Annotated in this window: 10 protein-coding genes; 7 read left to right on the top strand and 3 right to left on the bottom strand. The window is 59.6% G+C overall.

The features are described 5' to 3' along the window. The first annotated feature begins 360 nt into the window (after positions 1–360). Both FIV05_RS29955 and FIV05_RS29950 read left to right on the top strand, forming a co-directional pair. The gene (locus tag FIV05_RS29955; RefSeq protein ID WP_152512337.1) at positions 361–7059 is read left to right on the top strand and encodes an autotransporter outer membrane beta-barrel domain-containing protein; all 6699 of its coding nucleotides are present in this window, start codon (positions 361–363) and stop codon (positions 7057–7059) included. Between the two features lie 315 nt (positions 7060–7374). Then, positions 7375–8160 (top strand): DNA/RNA non-specific endonuclease, encoded by a 786-nt coding sequence (locus tag FIV05_RS29950; RefSeq protein ID WP_152512338.1) that lies wholly within the window; start codon positions 7375–7377, stop codon positions 8158–8160. 149 nt (positions 8161–8309) lie between these two features. Here FIV05_RS29950 and FIV05_RS29945 read toward each other — a convergent pair whose 3' ends face one another. Then, complete coding sequence (locus FIV05_RS29945) at positions 8310–9152, bottom strand: universal stress protein (RefSeq protein WP_152512339.1); 843 nt, start codon at positions 9150–9152, stop codon at positions 8310–8312. A 270-nt stretch (positions 9153–9422) separates the two neighbouring features. Between FIV05_RS29945 and FIV05_RS29940 the strand changes: the two genes are divergently transcribed. After that, complete coding sequence (locus tag FIV05_RS29940) at positions 9423–12116, top strand: cation-transporting P-type ATPase (RefSeq protein WP_286202325.1); 2694 nt, start codon at positions 9423–9425, stop codon at positions 12114–12116. A gap of 9 nt (positions 12117–12125) precedes the next feature. On the opposite strand, the gene FIV05_RS29935 is transcribed toward FIV05_RS29940, so the two are convergent. Further along, on the bottom strand, positions 12126–12689 hold the full coding sequence (locus tag FIV05_RS29935; RefSeq protein ID WP_152512341.1) for a Crp/Fnr family transcriptional regulator: 564 nt from the start codon (positions 12687–12689) through the stop codon (positions 12126–12128). Between the two features lie 52 nt (positions 12690–12741). On the opposite strand from FIV05_RS29935, the gene FIV05_RS29930 reads away from it, so the two are divergent. Both FIV05_RS29930 and FIV05_RS29925 read left to right on the top strand, forming a co-directional pair. Beyond that, positions 12742–13353: a hypothetical protein gene (locus tag FIV05_RS29930; RefSeq protein ID WP_152512342.1), complete on the top strand. Its 612-nt coding sequence runs from the start codon at positions 12742–12744 to the stop codon at positions 13351–13353. 99 nt (positions 13354–13452) lie between these two features. Then, positions 13453–13671: a hypothetical protein gene (locus FIV05_RS29925; RefSeq protein ID WP_152512343.1), complete on the top strand. Its 219-nt coding sequence runs from the start codon at positions 13453–13455 to the stop codon at positions 13669–13671. 40 nt (positions 13672–13711) lie between these two features. Here the strand turns inward: FIV05_RS29925 and FIV05_RS29920 are convergent, their stop codons facing one another. Further along, complete coding sequence (locus FIV05_RS29920; RefSeq protein ID WP_152512344.1) at positions 13712–13918, bottom strand: heavy-metal-associated domain-containing protein; 207 nt, start codon at positions 13916–13918, stop codon at positions 13712–13714. Between the two features lie 161 nt (positions 13919–14079). Here FIV05_RS29920 and FIV05_RS29915 point away from each other — a divergent pair, with 161 nt between their 5' ends. After that, positions 14080–16587: a heavy metal translocating P-type ATPase gene (locus FIV05_RS29915; RefSeq protein WP_152512345.1), complete on the top strand. Its 2508-nt coding sequence runs from the start codon at positions 14080–14082 to the stop codon at positions 16585–16587. Between the two features lie 271 nt (positions 16588–16858). Further along, positions 16859–17182, top strand: coding sequence for a hypothetical protein (locus FIV05_RS29905; protein ID WP_055661045.1), 324 nt, complete (start codon positions 16859–16861; stop codon positions 17180–17182). Positions 17183–17189: the final 7 nt, after the last annotated feature.

Raw genomic sequence — 17189 nt, 5'->3', positions numbered from 1 at the left:
ATCCAAACTTGCAGTGTGTTCGACCGAAATGAAATGGATTGCGCATTGAGGCTTCGCATAACCGACCCACGCCTATGCGACTGAATTTTGTTTCCGGAGTTCCCTTAAATGATGTGCCGCATGCTGTCCGCTCGCCGTTTTGACGATAACGACAAGAACAAGAGCAACGTTCGCGCCTGTGCAGCCAAGCAAGGAATGTTGGTTTCAACATCTGTGCTTGCTCTCATTTATGCACTCCCTGGCCACGCCAATGATTGTACATATCCCGTACCCAACAACGGTCCGGTGAACTGCACCTTGGACTCAGGCACCACAAGCGGTGTCTCGATCGTCCAGTACGGTTTTGAGTCCGGCGTCTCGATGACACTCGAAAACAATGCGACGCTCTCGCAGAACACTGACGCCGCGAGTTATGAGGAAAACAGCAATGAGCTGTATCTTCATTTCTTCGGCTTGAACGGAACTACCGATGATGGAGTAAACGGCGTTGCCGGACCGTCACTCACGGTCATCAACAATGGCAACATCACAGCAACGGGCACCGCATCTCAGTCAGACACGGTCACTGAAATCGCACCTATCGAGATCCTCAGCAACGGTGGAAGCGGCGCGACGCCGGACGACAATGGTACCGGAGGTTCGGGTGCTAACGGCGGCACCGTGACCATCACCAACAATGCCAGCATCATCATCGACCCATCCGCAACGCAGGACGTCAACGCAGAACTTCGGGGCATACGCGCGCACAGCAACGGTGGCGCCGGCGGCGACCAAAACTCAAGCCTGGTGATCGGTGATCAGTATGGCGGTCAGGCTGGTGACGGGAATACCGTCTCGGTGACGAATTCGGCGAGCGGGACCATCTCGTTCGGCAGCGATGGCGCACCCGTGTCCGGTGAAAATGTGGGCCGTGCCATTGAAGCGGTGAGCCAGGGAGGGACCGGTGGTGACGACAACGGTCCTGGTGGTCAAGGCGGATCCGTCACCATAACCAACGAAGGTACAGTCAACGTTTTTTATAGCGAGCGTGCAACCGGTTCCAGTGGCGTTGCTGGCCTCTACGCCCGCAGCGAGGGCGGTAGTGGAACGGAGTCGAATGACAATAGCGACGATGGTGGTGCGGGGGCGTCCGGCGGGGCAGTCACCATCAACAACAGCGGTTCAGTCCGCGTAGATACTTCGGCCACAGCAAATCCGATCCAGGGCGAGTCTGCTGCATTGCTTGGCATATCGATTGGCGGAGCTGGAGGCGAGTCATCCAACAAGGCCACAGGCGGTGCTGGCGGTTCGGCTGGCACCGTCACCGCCAATCCCTCCGGCACGATCGTGACCGATGGTGACGGCATATCGGGGTTGATCGCTCGCTCCGAAGGCGGCGCAGGTGGTGACGGCGATGGCGATACGGATTCGACCGGTGGGAAAGGTGGTGCCGGCGGTGATATCCAGGTGAGCCTTGGCGGTTCGATCACGACTTCCGGCGATGAGGCCTACGGTGTCATGGGCCAATCCATCGGCGCGCTTGGCGGAGGCAATGCCGGGACCGGCGGACTTGGGGGCAATGGCGGTTACGTCGGCTTTTATAGCACTTCGGGGTCGGTGACCACGGCCGGTGACTTTGCCTCTGGTATCACGCTGCATTCCGTGGGCGGCGGCGGTGGCACAGGAGATAATTTTACGGGTGTGCTGGCAGGGTCCGGCGGAAACGGCGGCAACGGTGGTGATGCCGGACAGGTGGAACTCTCATCCGGCTCCGCAGTCACTACGAGCGGTGACTATGCAGCGGGCATCATCGCGCAGTCCATTGGTGGATCTGGCGGGACAGGCGGTATTGGCGCGGGGCTCTTCCTGGGGCTCGGCGGTGACGGCGGTGCTGGCGGTTCTGCCGAACAGGCAATTGTCAACAACACGGGCGTTATTGTCACCAGGGGCTACGGCTCAAACGGCATCATCGTCCAGTCGCTGAGCGGCGGTGGCGGCGTGGCGGGCGTTGATGGTGGTACCTTGTCGATTGGCGGCCAAGCGGGCGCCGGTTCCAACGGCGCGCGTGCTTATGCGACCAACAACAACAACGTGACAACCAGCGGCGATGCGTCGGTGGCGATCGTGGCCCAGTCCATCGGCGGTGGCGGCGGCTCGGCCGCGGGCAGCGCGGGAATATTCGTGGTTGGTGGTTCAGGGTCCGCCGGCGGTAACGGAGGCGAAGTCGAGGTCTATCATGTCGGCGGCGCGCTGAGCACTGCAGGCGAGTTCTCGCATGGCATCACGGCGCAATCCATTGGTGGCGGCGGCGGTAACGGCGGTAATGTGTTGGACCTCTCGATCGGTTCCATCGGCCTTGCTGGTGTTGGCGGCTCTGGCAGTGCCGGTGGCGACGGCGGGTCCGTGTGTGTCACAAATTTCTACGACACCGCTTCTGGTTGTTCGAATGCGCCAAGTGACGATAGGTCCGAGGCACCGGCGACGAGCATGGCGAGTATCCTAACCATTGGCGACTTTGCCGTGGGCGCAATGGCTCAATCCATCGGAGGTGGCGGTGGCAACGGTGGCTCGGCAACAGGTGTGGACATCGCATCGGTCACCAATCTCCAGGTGGGCGCTTCTGGGAGCGCCGGCGGCAACGGCGGCGAAACCCGGCTTTCCTTCAATGATTTTAAAGTCGAAACGCGAGGCAACAACGCCACAGGCTTGCTTAACCAGTCTATTGGGGGCGGTGGCGGCAATGGAGGCAATGCGCTTGCAAAGAACGCCTTGTCACTTCTTCCTATGCAAGTCGGCGGCAACTCTGGCGTCGGTGGAACCGGCGACAGCGCGACAACCGAACTAAATCGCACATTTGTAAAAACACTTGGTGCCAATGCGGCGGCCGTCGTCAACCAGTCGATTGGTGGCGGTGGCGGTACCGGGGGATCAGCGTCGGGATATGATGGCAGCGTCGGGATCAGCATCGAGACCGCCGTTGGCGGCAGCGGTGGAGCTGGTGGCAACGGCGGGACTTCCGATGTCCTGCTGGACGAGGGTACCGTTATCGCGACAGGTATCTATCAAGGGTCTGATGGTACGGCCGCCAATTCGTCCGCAACCGACTCTCACGGCGTGATTGCCCAATCCATTGGCGGCGGTGGCGGCGCCGGCGGCACAGCGACGGCGGATGCCATTACCCTGGCAGCTCCGACCGGTGAAGATGTTTCCTTTGCCGTTACGATTTCCACCGCAGTTGGTGGGTCTGGTGGCGTCGGTGGCAATGGCGACTATGTCAGCGTCGGCCTCACCGGCACGAAGGAACCTTCGGAAATTGCGACAGGCGGTGACGGGGCGTTTGGTATCCTGGCACAATCTATCGGCGGCGGTGGCGGCGATGGCGGCGGCTCTTCCTCCCTCGCAGACACAATCGGCGATGCCGATACGATTTCGGTCGATGTCTCTACCAGTATCGGTGGCACCGGCGGGTCCGGCGGGAATTCCGATGTGGTTATCGTCGGCATCGATACAGGCTCCAGCGTCCAAACCTATGGAGACCACGCCAACGCAATCGTTGCACAAACCATTAGTGGCGGCGGCGGCAACGGCGGTGTCGGCAGTTCCAGCAGCAACAAAATCGGTGGCGGCTTCAATGCCACGGTGAATATCGGTCTTGGAGGCACAGGTGGAACGTCAGGTTCCAACAATAGTGCCACCGTCGAGCTGGACACAGGGTCTACCGTTGCAACCTACGGCGCAAACTCACATGGGGTGGTGGCGCAGGCGATCACTGGCGGTGGCGGCACCAGCCAGGGGGGGAACATCGGTCTGTCGGCCTCCGGGGAGACCGGCGGTGACGACGACGACGACTCGTCGGATCTTTCAGCCTCCGTCACCGTCAACGTTGGGAGCACCGGAGGCAACAGCACGACCGCAGGAACTGCCGAAGTTACCGCCCTGGGTTGGGTTTCTACAACTGGAGGCGATTCCGACGGTATCGTTATTCAATCCATCGGCGGTTCTGGTGGCATCGGTGGCTCGGCCGGTAGCGACGCCGGCGATGATGGTGACGGGGACGAAAACGACGGCGGATTCCAGGGCGGCGACGAAGACACAAGCTACACGCTCACGGCTTCCGTCGGCGGCACAGGCGGCACAGGCGGGAATGGCGGCGGCGCCGTCCTTTCCTTCGGTGGCAACGTAACCACCAAGGGCGATTGGGCCGATGGTATCGTGATGCAATCCATTGGTGGCGGTGGCGGCACGGCCGGGACTGCCGTCGCCGCCGGCAGCGAAGCCACCGCCTCTCTCGATCTCGCTGTGGGCGGTACGGGCGGCACAGGCGGAAACGGCGGTGAAGTTTCAGTAACCCTCACAGACACGGCTGCTTCGGTCGCGACAATGGGCTATGGCGCACACGCCATGCTCCTCCAAAGCATTGGCGGTGGTGGTGGCCACGGCGCGGACGGTTCCGATTCTGCCGATGCCCAGATTGCCGTCGGTGGCGGTATCGGTGGTAGCGGAGGTGCGTCCGGCAACGGCGGCGCGGTATCTGTAAGTGGCGATTGGCTGTCGGCCAGCACGCAGGGCGATGATGCGTTTGCTCTTTTCGCCCAATCCATTGGCGGTGGCGGCGGCACCGGTGGCGCCGGCAGCAGCGAAGCGTCGGACAACGACGATAGCCACAGTCTGAGGCTGTCCTTGGGTGGCGACGGCGGAGGCAGCGGCAATGGCGGCACGGTCACTATCGACACCGGCGTAACCATTAAAACTGTTGGCGACCGCGCCTACGGCATCCTGGCTCAATCCATTGGCGGTGGTGGTGGCGTATCGGGCAGTGCTGACGGCGGCAGTATCAGTAGCCTGGCTCTCAACGGCACTGATGGCACGACCGGCAATGGCGCGGAGGTGTCGGTGACCCTGGACTCAGGATCCACAGTTACCACCACAGGGCGCGGAGCGCATGCCGTCATCGCACAGTCGATCGGCGGTGGTGGCGGCTTGATGGGTGATATCAGCGGGGCGTTCAACAACGACTCAATCGGAGTAAGAGACGGCGATGGTACCGGGGGCACTATCTATGTGGACGTCGATGCGGACATCACCACATCCGGCGACGGCGCCTTCGGAATTCTGGCGCAGTCCGTCGGTGGCGGTGGCGGTCTCGCCGGAGACAGCAACGGTGTTTACGCCGGCAGTAGCGCGACTTCGCCTGCGGGTGGCGACGGCACCGGCAGCGGCGGAGCCGTTACAGTTGTCCAGTCCGGTACCATATCGGCGGGCGGTGAAGGCTCGATCGGCATTTACGCCCAAAGCGCGGGTTATGCGAACACGCAGGCCATCAATGTTACGACAAACGGAACCGTAACGGGGGGAACCGGATCGAACGGCGCGGCGGTCCTCACATCGGGGGGCACGACGGACAACACGGTTGAAGTGACCGAAGGTGCGCTCGTTCTTGCCGGCACCGGAGGCGACGCAATTCGACATGAAACACTCGATGACGAAGGCGTCTCTGGAGAGAGTACCCTGCTGGTGGACAACAGCGGTGTCATCGACGGATCCATCAGACTCCACGCGGATGGCGACCCGGTGGCAGGTCTGATCCAGAACAACACCGGTGGCACGCTTCGGGGCGCAACTGTCTATACCGGTACGTTGACCAACTCCGGGACGGTGGCAATCGGCGATCGGGGTAATAAAGGCACCACACGGCTCTCGGGCGATTTCACACAGAGCGAGAGCGGGATCTTGCAGGTTGGCGTCGATTTTTCTGGCGCGCGGAGTGACCTGTTTTCGATTGAAGGAAATGCGACGTTTTCTGGACAACTGTCGGTGGATGCCGGCACACTTGCGCCTAATGTTGAGCTCGAAGTCGTGAATGTCGTTGGCGCTCTCAACGGGTCGTTGGAAGCCGCCGACACCGCCGCCGTCGACTACAGTCTCCGCACTGAAGGCGGCTCCGTGAAAGTATCTGTGGCGGACACCCGGTTTGAAAGTGCGTTCAGCGTGTTCAACCGAAATCAACGAAACATGGGGGCTCACCTGGATGCGATCTTCGACGCCGGGAGTGGTCCTTATGGAGGGTTGCTCGCAGATTTGGATCGCTTGTCGAAAAGCGATACCAGCGGTCAGTCTTTTGCAAAAGCTCTGTCCGCTCTTGCACCTGGAGGCTCGCAGGCAGCCGCCGCAGCACAGGCTCAACTGGCCTCGGGTCGTCTCGGTAAAGTTTTGAGCTGCCCGGTGTTTGCCGGGGACACGGCAATCCTTGAGGAAGAAGCCTGTATCTGGAGCAAAGTCGGCGCCGCAGCTGTCACACAAGGCGGCAGCCCTGGCTATGATGGCAACGTCTACGGTCTGGCCGCCGGAGCTCAATTCGAGGTGCGCCCCGATTGGTTCGTTGGTTTTGCCGCAGGCTACGAGAACGCCTCGTATGACAGCAATGACGGCTTGTCCAACGTGGAAGGCGACACCGGCTTCGTCGCAGCGGCATTGAAACGGCAATGGGAAGGATGGCTGCTGGCGGGCGCGGTGTCGGCTGGCTATGGCACCTTCAACACAACTCGCCTGATCGACCTGCCCAGCTTCAGCGGAACAGCAAACGGCGATATGGATGTGACAACTGTGGCCGGCCGCATCCGGGCCGCCTACACCTTCGGCAATGAAAAGGGTTATGTGCGTCCCTTCGTGGACCTCGACGTGATCAACACCTACACCAGCGGCTATGACGAACGCGGGGCGGGAATCTATAACCTCCGGGTCGACAGTGAGAGCCAGACTACGTTCGTGGCGACACCGGCACTGGAACTGGGTGCACGTCTTGCGCTCCAGGAGGGCTGGGTCGCCCGCGGCTTTGTGCGGGGGGGCGTAAGCTTTTCCTCCGAGGACAACTGGACCACCTCGGCCGCACTCATTGAAGCGCCTGTGGGTTCCGGTACTTTCGAAGGCTCTCTTGCACTTGCTGATGTCGTTGGCCGAGTGGCAACCGGCGCACAATTTACCCACACCTCCGGTTTCGATCTGACCGCGGAATACGAAGGTGCGTTCGGCAACGACTATTCAAGCCACAGTGGTGCGCTCAAGTTTTCCTTCAGGTTTTAAGCGCTGAGAAGTCCCTGTCCCGGATCAGGCTGACACCGTCACGGGGCCCGGCACGAACAACGAAACGGACCGTGAGTGATCGGCGGTGGAAAGCTCCAGGGGCCGTTCGTCATAGCGGGGGCTGGACCTTTCCGCCGTCAGTCTCCCGGCCCCGAGCAACCTGCGTTCAAAAGAATGCAGACGGGATGTTCAAGCCGTCTAAAAACGATCAAACTGCATCCGTTACTTGAACGGATCTTCTCTGTCTGCAACATTCGCGTTTATTGACATATTTTTACAACCAATGACTTGATCAGCTATCAAAGGGCCTGCCGGATGCCTGTCTACACCTTCAACACTTTGTACGATCGAAAAGAAAAACGTCCCGACGAATACGGTGCGGTGACTGTATTGACTGAAATCATTTGCCCTGGAACCCATCATCAATACGAGCGGCAGACTTCGGTCTATGGATATGTCTATCCTCTTGACACCACGTCGGGCCGTAAGTCGGCGCCGGAACCGTTTTCGGGTTTTCGGATTGGCGCGACCAAGCGCATTCCCAAGAAGGCCAAACTGATCAGCCCACGCAATAGCGGCAAGGTCGACATGGACAAGGGACACATCATCGCTCTGGAGTTGGGTGGCCCCGATGTCCCGGCCAATATCTGTCCGCAATGGTCGCAATTCCAACGGAACGGCGAATGGCGGCGAATGGAAGTCGAGGTTCATGAGATCGCGCAGCAGCAAGAAGCGCACGACAATCTGGTGAAGATGACCGTGCATCTTTATTACAATGGTTCTCTGTCGCACACCCGCGGGCTTTGCCCCTCGGGATTCCAGGTAGACCTGACCTTGAACGACACGAACTCGCTGCTCAAACGCTACCAGATCGACAACACCCACAGCTCCGTCGATGATCAAATGTTCTGGCGCATTGCGGACCCACTGGATTCGAAAATGGACGTGGTAGATCCGATCGGAATGCCTCCCCCCATAACGCCCAGCCCCAGCTTCCCCGGCGCACAACCGGTAATGACCCAGCGGCAAAACGGCATGAACTGGTTCGATTTTGCCAATCGTCACATTGATGACGAGGATGAATACATGGATCAGAGCTAAGGAGCAGAGTGCAGAACTCAGCGACGAACAAGCCGAAAATCCAACGGTGTATTGGTGGCGAACGTAACGGCGTGCGCGGTAAAGGTCAGCATTGAGCCTTTCGCGGGCCTCTGGCCCCTGACAAATCCAGGGGCCAGAAGCTGCGTCGGTCAGCGCGACAGCAACAGGGGGATGACGGTTTGCTCCAGCATTTCCCGTGTTGTGCCTCCCAGAATGTTCTCCCGCAGGCGTGAATGTCCGTAGGCACCCATTACCAGAAGGTCGGCTCCCAGTTCGCGTACACTGTCCAGCAAGGCTTCGGACACGGGCCTGTCGGCCGACGCCACACTTTGAACGGAAATGCCGAGACCGTGGCGGGCAAGGACCGTTGCGATATCGCTGCCAGGGTCTTCCCCGTGATCATTGTCGCCGACGACCGGGTCAACCAGCAGCAGCGTGATTTCCTCGGCTGACTTCAGAAACGGCAGCGACTCGGAAACGGCACGGGCGGCTTCCCGCCGTGAATTCCAGGCGATGGCCACTTTTGTGCCAATGTGGTCGGCCTTGAAGGAACTCGGAACATAAAGCACGGGCCGGCCGGAATCGAACAGCGCTCCATCGATCGCATTCTTTTCGACGGAATTGAGCTCTTGCTCCACGGAGCGCAGGACAACAGCCAGATCACAATAGATGGCATGGCGGGCAACAAGATTGTCCTGGCGAGCGGTAGAAGACAGACTTGGCCGGACGTCGAACGAGATACCTTCCCTTGCAAGCTGTGCTTCTACGCGGGATGCAAGGGATGTCAGCTCGATCTTTCGCTGGTCGAATTCCTTCGCCCAGATTTCGATGTATCCGTGCCCGCCAGATCCGTAGAACGGCAGTTGCGGGACTTCACCGATCGGCAAAACTGTGAGATGAGCATCAAAAGCCTTCGCTACCGTGACAGCCTTCCCGACGGTTTCCGCAGAGACATCAAGTTCCGTGATTGCGAGTATCGTCTTGTAGGTCATCGTACCGGCTCCCTCCCCTGTTCGCCTGCGTGGGCGCGCGCCGTGCAGATCATCATCTGCATTTTCCGGGAAAACGATTGAGAGGCAAACTGGTGGTGACTACGTAGCCAGTCGGCAGGTGTTCCGGGTGGAATAAGCATTGGTCCCGACTTGGCGTGCCGCGTTCCACCCGCGAGAATTCGTCCGTGACAGAAGCGTATTCAGCGTTCTCATCTTATCTTGAACGGCCAAGTTGCCGCTGCCTCGACGGATCCATTAGCCCTGAACCGTTTGCACCAAACCAGCATCGACACTCCCTTCGCAATCGACCCTGAAGTGGTTGCTCAGGAACTTTCGGTTCACCCCATGGCGGGGCTCGGGGAAGATGAAGTTGTCAGGCGTCGACAGCGTTATGGCACCAACAGGTTTCGCGAGCTGAAAACCAAGAGCGCATTCGCAATCCTTGCCCATCAATTTGCGAGCATCATTGTCTGGCTTCTTGCAGCCGCCGTTTTCATGTCTCTGCTTCTGGGCGACTTCGCCGACGCGATCGCGATATCCATCGTCCTGGTTCTGAACGGTGCCATCGGGTTCTTCACCGAGTTGCGGGCGGCCCGGTCGATGGAAGCCCTGTTGCGGATCACCACGACGCACTCCCGTGTGCGCCGAAGCGGCAAGGTGCTTGAGATCGAGGCAACGGCGCTGGTTCCTGGAGACATCGTGATCCTTGAGGCAGGAGATGTCGTCACGGCTGACCTTCGCCTCACGGTCGCTTCCGATCTTCATTGCGATGAGTCCCTGCTGACCGGGGAAAGCGTTCCGGTTGAAAAGCAGACTTCCACGATGGCCGAAGAAACGGTGCTTGCCGAACGCTTCAACATGGCATTCAGCGGAACGGCGGTCACTCAGGGGCTTGGCGAAGGCATCGTTGTTGCCACCGGCATGTCGACGGAACTCGGCCGGATCAGCGCCCTTGCGCAACAGGCCGACGCCGAAATCTCTCCCCTCGAAAGGAGACTGGACAGGCTGGGGCAGAAGTTGGTCTGGCTGACGCTGGTGCTTGCCGCGCTCACGATCATGGCAGGCATTCTCTGGGGCCATCCTCTGTCAGAGATGCTGAAAACCGGTATTGCGCTTGCGGTTGCCGCCATTCCGGAGGGCCTGCCGATCGTGGCGACGTTGTGCCTGGCCAGAGGCATGTGGCGCATGGCGGCCCGCAACGCGCTCGTCACCGAACTTTCGGCTGTAGAGACGCTAGGGGCGACGACACTGATCCTGACCGACAAGACCGGAACCTTGACGGAAAACCGGATGACGGCCGTCCGTTATCTTCTCGACAGCGCGGATATCGACATTCTGCATGAAGGCACCGGCATTCGCTTTTGTTCAGAAGGCCAGAACATCGAACCGGCCTCCACGGAGAGCCTTGCCGCTGCTCTCAGGATTGGTGCGCTGTGCAATTCGGCGGAATATTCAGATGGTCCGGATGAAGTACGGATCGGTGATCCGATGGAGATATCGTTACTGGCCGCTGCATCTGCCGCGGGTCTTGCAAGATCTCGCTTGCTTGAGACAATGAAGCCGGCAGAACAGTATGCCTTCACTCCGCAGCGCAAGATGATGGCAACGGTCCATCATGGTGATGGCCACTTTCTTTATGCCGTCAAGGGCGCTCCGGAAGCCGTCCTGAACGCGGCATCCGGGGTACTAGGAACCGAAGGCACCCGCGCCTTTACGGATGCGGACCGTGCTGCATGGCGCGGCCGTCAGGAAGAGGCGGCCCGATGCGGCCAGCGTCTCCTCGCCCTTGCCTTCAAAACGGCAGCAACACCTTCCGAAGATCCCTATGAAGGTCTGACGCTGGTCGCACTGGTCTGCTTTCTTGATCCGATACGGGAAGACGTTCCAGGAGCGATCAGGGCCAGTCAGCAGGCGGGTGTCCGGGTTGTGATGATGACCGGTGACCATGCCGAGACCGCGGCGAAGATCGCACAGGACGCAGGCATCGGAACGTCCGGCCTGAAAGTGCTGTCCGGCCATGAATTAAACGGGATCGACATGGCACAGGCGACGGCAGAGCAGCGCGAACAGCTCATGGCGACCGATGTCTTTGCAAGGGTGGCACCCGACACCAAGCTGAACCTGGTTTCACTCTTTCAGGATGGCGGCCATGTGGTCGCCATGACGGGCGATGGCGTCAACGACGCTCCGGCTCTCAAGAAAGCGGATATCGGAATTGCCATGGGCAAGCGCGGCACACAGGTTGCCCGTGAAGCGTCCGACATTGTCCTGAAGGACGACGACTTCGCGACGATCATCGCCGCAATGCGCCAGGGCAGGATCATTTTCGAGAATATCCGCAAGTTCGTCGTTTATCTGATGTCCTGCAACGTCAGCGAGGTTTTGATTGTGGGCATTGCGGTTGGTGTCGGCCTGCCTGTCCCGCTCCTGCCACTTCAGATCCTGTTCCTCAACCTGGTGACCGATGTCTTCCCCGCCTTTGCCCTGGGGCTCGGTAAGGGGGAAGACGGGGTAATGCAGCGCCCGCCACGGGACCCCGGTGAGCCTATCGTCGACGGGTCCCGCTGGATGTTGATCGGTTACCTTGGTTGCGCGATTACGTTTTCGACGCTTGCTGCATTTGTCATCGCTTTGTTTCTGCTTGGTCTGGAAACGGAAAGAGCCATCACGGTTACCTTTCTGACGTTGGCACTGTCACAGCTCTGGAACGTCTTCAACATGCGTGCCGCAACAGGCCCGTTCTGGAAAAGCGATGTCCTTCGCAATGGTTATGTCTGGGGTGCTATCTCGTTGTGCCTCTCACTTGTCGCAATGGCGCTTCTGAATACGGATCTGTCAGCACTTCTGGCATTGCCATGGCCAGGACTGACGGGTCTTCTGGTCGCTGGCGCGATGAGTTTTCTTCCGTTGGTTCTCGGACAGGCCTGGATAAGCCTTGCGGCCCGCAACAGCGGTTCGAAGTAAGTTGAGCTTTCATGCGAGGAACTGGCTCTTACTCTTATGTCGCTTTGCGATTTCTCTGTAGAGGGCTTCCGGACTGACAGCTATCTGTCGGGCAATCTGGTGCCATTCACCTTTCGGCGGCAATGTGCCGTGCCAGGCGAGCCAGGCATCCAGACGTTCCGCGACTGTTCTGAGGGCCAGAATTTCGCTCCTCAGGCGAGTTGTCTGTACCTCCCGGGCAAGCCGTGCCGCCCAGGCTTCTGCCAGTTTCGGGTCAGTGCGAAAAAGGTCGAGGAAGCTCGGCCTCGAGATCCCACGTACGGTGGCATCTGATCGGACAATCGCGTCGCAGTGATAAATTGCGGCAAAAGCAGAGGCTTCAGCCACGACTGCACCTGGAAAAGCGCGTTGTAGAACGAGTGCGGCTCCCCCTGTCTGGTGGCGGACAAGCTGAATTTCACCAGCGGTCACCAGAAACAGGTTCTCTACCTTGCTGTTCTGATGGAACAGATACGCTCCCGCCGGCACTCGGCGCTCAAAGGTTCCAGACGTTTCAAAGAAGGCGGGAATATCCATCGACATGATAGCTATCATGTTCTGATTTTAGTTCCTCAGGCAAGATGGGACGCAAAGCAAAGGAGAAACCATGAGCCGGTACATTCTTGCCCTGACCGCCGCCATTGTGTGCAGCACTCCGGTTCTGGCCCAGACCCAGACCCAGACCCAGACCCAGACCCAGACAACGCAGCATCATGACCATTCTGCCACGCAGCATGCGGCACATGGCACCAAACCATCGTCCGCTAAGGCGGTTCCGCGTGAACCGGGGCAGTCCGCTTTCGCAGCAATTCAGGAAATCGTGGCAATCCTTGAAGCAGATCCTGAAACAGACTGGTCCAGGGTCGATATCGAAGCACTGCGGAACCATCTTGCCGACATGGACAACGTCACCTTGCGGGCAGATGTAAAAACCTTGCCGGTCGAGGATGGTTACCGGTTCACCGTGACGGGAGACGGCGATGTCACCAACTCGATCAGGCGGATGTTGACGGCCCATGCCGCCACCATGAACGGAACCCGTGGTTTCCGCTATGAAGTGGCGGAAGTGCCCGGCGGGGCAATTCTGTCGGTTTACGTCAGCAAGCTTTCAGACCTGCAGAAGCTCTCGGGACTCGGGTTTATCGGCGTGATGACACTGGGCGCGCATCATCAGGAACACCATCTCGCACTGGCGTCTGGCCAGTCACCCCATCACTGACCCTGGTCGTGATTTGGGTTCAAGAGCCGAAACATATTCTGGAGACGCGGATGCATCGAGGAAAAGACCCCCTCTCCGGACAACCACGGCAGCAAGAGCGTGAGAGGTCGTTTCCGTGAGGTTCACGACCGCGGCGCCTTTCGGGAGCCTGTCCAGTGCCTCTTTCGCACCGAGGTCCATCTTCAGGTGCCGGACACGCTCGGTATCTGTGCCGCCTTTCCTTCAGACCAGATAAATCCGGCAATCCGTGTGTTCGTTCAAGAGGTTGACCACCCGGCGACCTACGTCGCCGGTGCCGCCCAGCAGAACAATGGATGAAAACATCAGGCAATGTCCCCGGAGAAGAGGGATAAAATTCTCACGGGGTTTGCTGCAACAGCTCGGAGCTGTAGCCGGCCTCCTTGAGAATGCCTGCGATTTCCTGTGCAGATCGGGCGCTCGTCACGGTCACGGTCCTGTTCGCCATGTCGAATTCGACCTGGGCAGATCCGTCCGCCTGCTCAATGGACTTGCCGATGGTTGCCTTGCAGTGACCACAGCTCATATCTGGAACGCTAAACTTCATGATTGGCTCCGTAGTTGATCGATTTTCTGTTTTTCCCGGTTCCAGCGGCTGGAGGGTCAAGAAGAAAAAAGTTTGAAAAATATCTTGAACGATCCTTGACCTTCCAGTGACTGGAAGCCTCATTTGAGGGAAATCGAACAATCCATGCCGGAGTTGGACCCATGTCTGGGCAACACAAATTCTCCTTGTCGGTTCAGGGAATGTCATGCGCATCGTGTGTCGGACGCGTCGAGCGCGGCCTGGCGGCTGTCGAAGGGCTTGAAGATGTCGGTGTGAACTTGGCAACTGAAAGCGCGCAGTTTACGGCCACTCCTGACAAGATCACCGCCGTTGTCGCCAAACTGGATGATCTCGGCTATCCGGCGCGAACGCAGACGGTCACGCTGACTATTCAGTCCATGTCCTGTGCCTCTTGTGTCGGACGTGTCGACAAGGCGTTGCTGGCGGTGCCCGGGGTCCTCAGTGCCAGCGTCAATCTTGCGGCCGAAACGGCAACGATCGTCTTTGCAGAAGGTGCCACAACCGTTCAGGAGCTGGTGAAGGCCAGCACGGATGCCGGCTATCCTGCAAGTCTGGCAGACGCAGGAACGTCTCAGGATCGCAGTGAACGCAAGGCGGAAGAAGCCCGTGAGCTGGCGCGCAAGATGGCGATTGCCGCAGCCTTTGCCTTGCCCGTGTTCCTGATCGAAATGGGCGGGCATCTGATCCCCGCTTTTCACCACCTGATCGCGGTGACCATTGGTCAGCAAATGAGCTGGATCCTGCAGTTCGTGCTGACGAGCGTGGTGGTTTTCGGTCCGGGCCGATCTTTCTATCTGAAGGGGTTTCCGGCGCTCTTGAAAGGGGCGCCGGACATGAACAGCCTGGTGGCCGTGGGAACCGGAGCCGCCTATCTCTATTCGGTGGTTGCCACCTTCCTGCCGGATCTGGTGCCCGCCGAGGTTCGCGCCGTTTATTTCGAGGCAGCCGCCGTGATTGTCGTTCTGATCCTGTTGGGCCGTTTCCTGGAGGCTAGGGCGAAGGGCCGCACCGGCGCGGCCATCCAGAGCCTCCTCGGCCTTCAGGTCAAGTCGGCCCGGGTGCTGCGGGACGAAGAGATGGTGGAAGTGCCTATCGAAACGCTGGCTATTGGCGACATCGTCGTGGTGCGCCCAGGAGAGCGTCTCGCGGTTGACGGTGAAGTCGTTGAAGGGTTCTCCCACGTCGATGAAAGCATGATCACCGGCGAGCCCGTGCCTGTCGCGAAATCGGCTGGCAGCGCGGTGACTGGGGGCACGGTGAATGGCACCGGAGGACTTCAGTTCAAGGCAACGCGTGTCGGTGCCGATACGACCCTTTCGCAGATCATCCGCATGGTCGAGGAAACCCAGGGCGCCAAGCTGCCGATCCAGGGGCTGGTGGACCGCATCACGCTGTGGTTCGTTCCCGCTGTCATGGCCGTTGCCGTGGCCACGGTCCTGGTGTGGCTGACTTTCGGTCCGGACCCTGCATTGACGCTGGCCCTTGTGGCCGGTGTGTCGGTGCTCATCATCGCGTGTCCGTGTGCCATGGGCCTTGCAACACCGACATCGATCATGGTGGGCACCGGCAGGGCAGCCGAGATGGGCGTCCTGTTCCGCAAGGGGGACGCGCTGCAGCAGCTTGCCGACGTCGATATTGTTGCGCTGGACAAGACGGGCACCGTTACAGAGGGCCGGCCGGAACTGACCGACCTCGTCCTGGCGGACGGTTTTGAACGCTCTTTCGTTCTGTCGCGCATTGCCGCGGTTGAGGCTCGCTCTGAACATCCTGTTGCCGAGGCCATCGTGCGGGCAGCGGGCAAGGAGGGCGTGGAGAGGTTCGCGGTCAGTGAGTTCAACTCCATCACCGGTCATGGTGTTTCCGCTATTGTGAACGGTCAACGGGTGCTCGTCGGCGCTGATCGGCTGATGAAGCGCGAAGGTATTGCGACCGATGCGCTGGTGGACGAGGAGGTCAGGCTGGCGACCCGTGGGCGCACAGCTCTCTATGCAGCCATTGACGGCAGAATTGCAGCTGTTGTCGGAGTTGCCGACCCGGTCAAACCATCGAGCCGTGCCGCAATTGCAGCGCTTCATGAGCTGGGGTTGAAGGTCGCGATGATCACCGGCGACAAACGGGAAACCGCCGAGGCAATTGCCGCGGAAACCGGGATCGACATCGTCATCGCGGGTGTTCTGCCCGACGGCAAGGTTGACGCCCTGACCGAACTCAAGGGTGACGAGGGCCGTATTGCCTTCGTTGGAGATGGCATCAATGATGCCCCTGCCCTCGCCCATGCCGATGTCGGTATCGCGATCGGCACAGGTACCGATGTGGCGATTGAATCCGCCGATGTCGTGCTGATGTCGGGCGATCTGAGAGGCGTCGTGAACGCTTACGAAGTGTCGCGCCGCACCATGCGCAACATCAAGGAAAACCTGTTCTGGGCATTTGCCTACAACACGGCCCTGATCCCGGTGGCCGCCGGGGCGCTTTATCCAGCCTTTGGCCTGTTGCTGTCACCCGTTCTTGCAGCAGGCGCCATGGCGTTGTCGTCGGTGTTCGTCCTCACCAATGCCTTGCGACTTCGCCGGATCGCGCCAGTGATGGATGAAGCAAGGTCCAGGGTCGCTTTCACGCCAAGTGCCGAAGCCGCGCCTGCTGAATAGGAGGGGATGACATGAACATTGGGGACGTCTCGCGCCAGCCCGGGCGACCGGCCAAGACCATACGTTGCGTTGAGGACATAGGCCTGAGTGCCCACAAGACGGTCTCGATCAAGCATTAATGGTGCGGTTCGGCGATATGCCGGCCAGACAAGGGTTGACCGGGGCATAGGTTCACCGGATTGTGACAGAGGTTCGGGTTCGATGCTGGCAAACAGGATCCAGTAGGTCATTGCTGATGCGGTTGCAGTCTTGCTTTTGGACGACTTTGAAAATGCTCCTCGTGGCGGCCTTCGTTGCTGCCGGAGGATCGTTCAGTCATTCGCTTGCCGGAACTGCCCACGAACACTCACATGAAACCGCTGCCGCCTCCGGCGGCGATATTCCCCACGATCATGCTTCAAACCATTCCGATCACAATGTGGCAGATCATGAAACCGTGCATTGTGGGGCCTATTTGCTGGCGTTGACGGATGACGAGCATCTGAGCATCCCTGACCTCATCGAAGACAGCGTCCGTGACACCGTGGTGTCCAATGTGTCCCGGGTGTGGAAGATTGATCCGCCTCCCCCACGACCGGCTCCTTTATCCGTTTGAAATCGCT

It is taken from the genome of Labrenzia sp. THAF191a (assembly GCF_009363335.1).
Taxonomy (GTDB): Bacteria; Pseudomonadota; Alphaproteobacteria; order Rhizobiales; family Stappiaceae; genus Roseibium; species Roseibium algicola.
This window is presented reverse-complemented; position numbering and strand designations above follow the sequence as displayed.

What these genes read in the sequence shown, in the direction of transcription:
- FIV05_RS29955 (WP_152512337.1), top strand. Translation starts at nt 361, where the DNA reads ATGACACTCGAAAACAATGCGACGCTCTCGCAGAACACTGACGCCGCG.
- FIV05_RS29950 (WP_152512338.1), top strand. Translation starts at nt 7,375, where the DNA reads ATGCCTGTCTACACCTTCAACACTTTGTACGATCGAAAAGAAAAACGT.
- FIV05_RS29945 (WP_152512339.1), bottom strand. Translation starts at nt 9,152, where the DNA reads ATGACCTACAAGACGATACTCGCAATCACGGAACTTGATGTCTCTGCG.
- FIV05_RS29935 (WP_152512341.1), bottom strand. Translation starts at nt 12,689, where the DNA reads ATGATAGCTATCATGTCGATGGATATTCCCGCCTTCTTTGAAACGTCT.
- FIV05_RS29930 (WP_152512342.1), top strand. Translation starts at nt 12,742, where the DNA reads ATGAGCCGGTACATTCTTGCCCTGACCGCCGCCATTGTGTGCAGCACT.
- FIV05_RS29920 (WP_152512344.1), bottom strand. Translation starts at nt 13,918, where the DNA reads ATGAAGTTTAGCGTTCCAGATATGAGCTGTGGTCACTGCAAGGCAACC.
- FIV05_RS29915 (WP_152512345.1), top strand. Translation starts at nt 14,080, where the DNA reads ATGTCTGGGCAACACAAATTCTCCTTGTCGGTTCAGGGAATGTCATGC.
- FIV05_RS29905 (WP_055661045.1), top strand. Translation starts at nt 16,859, where the DNA reads ATGCTCCTCGTGGCGGCCTTCGTTGCTGCCGGAGGATCGTTCAGTCAT.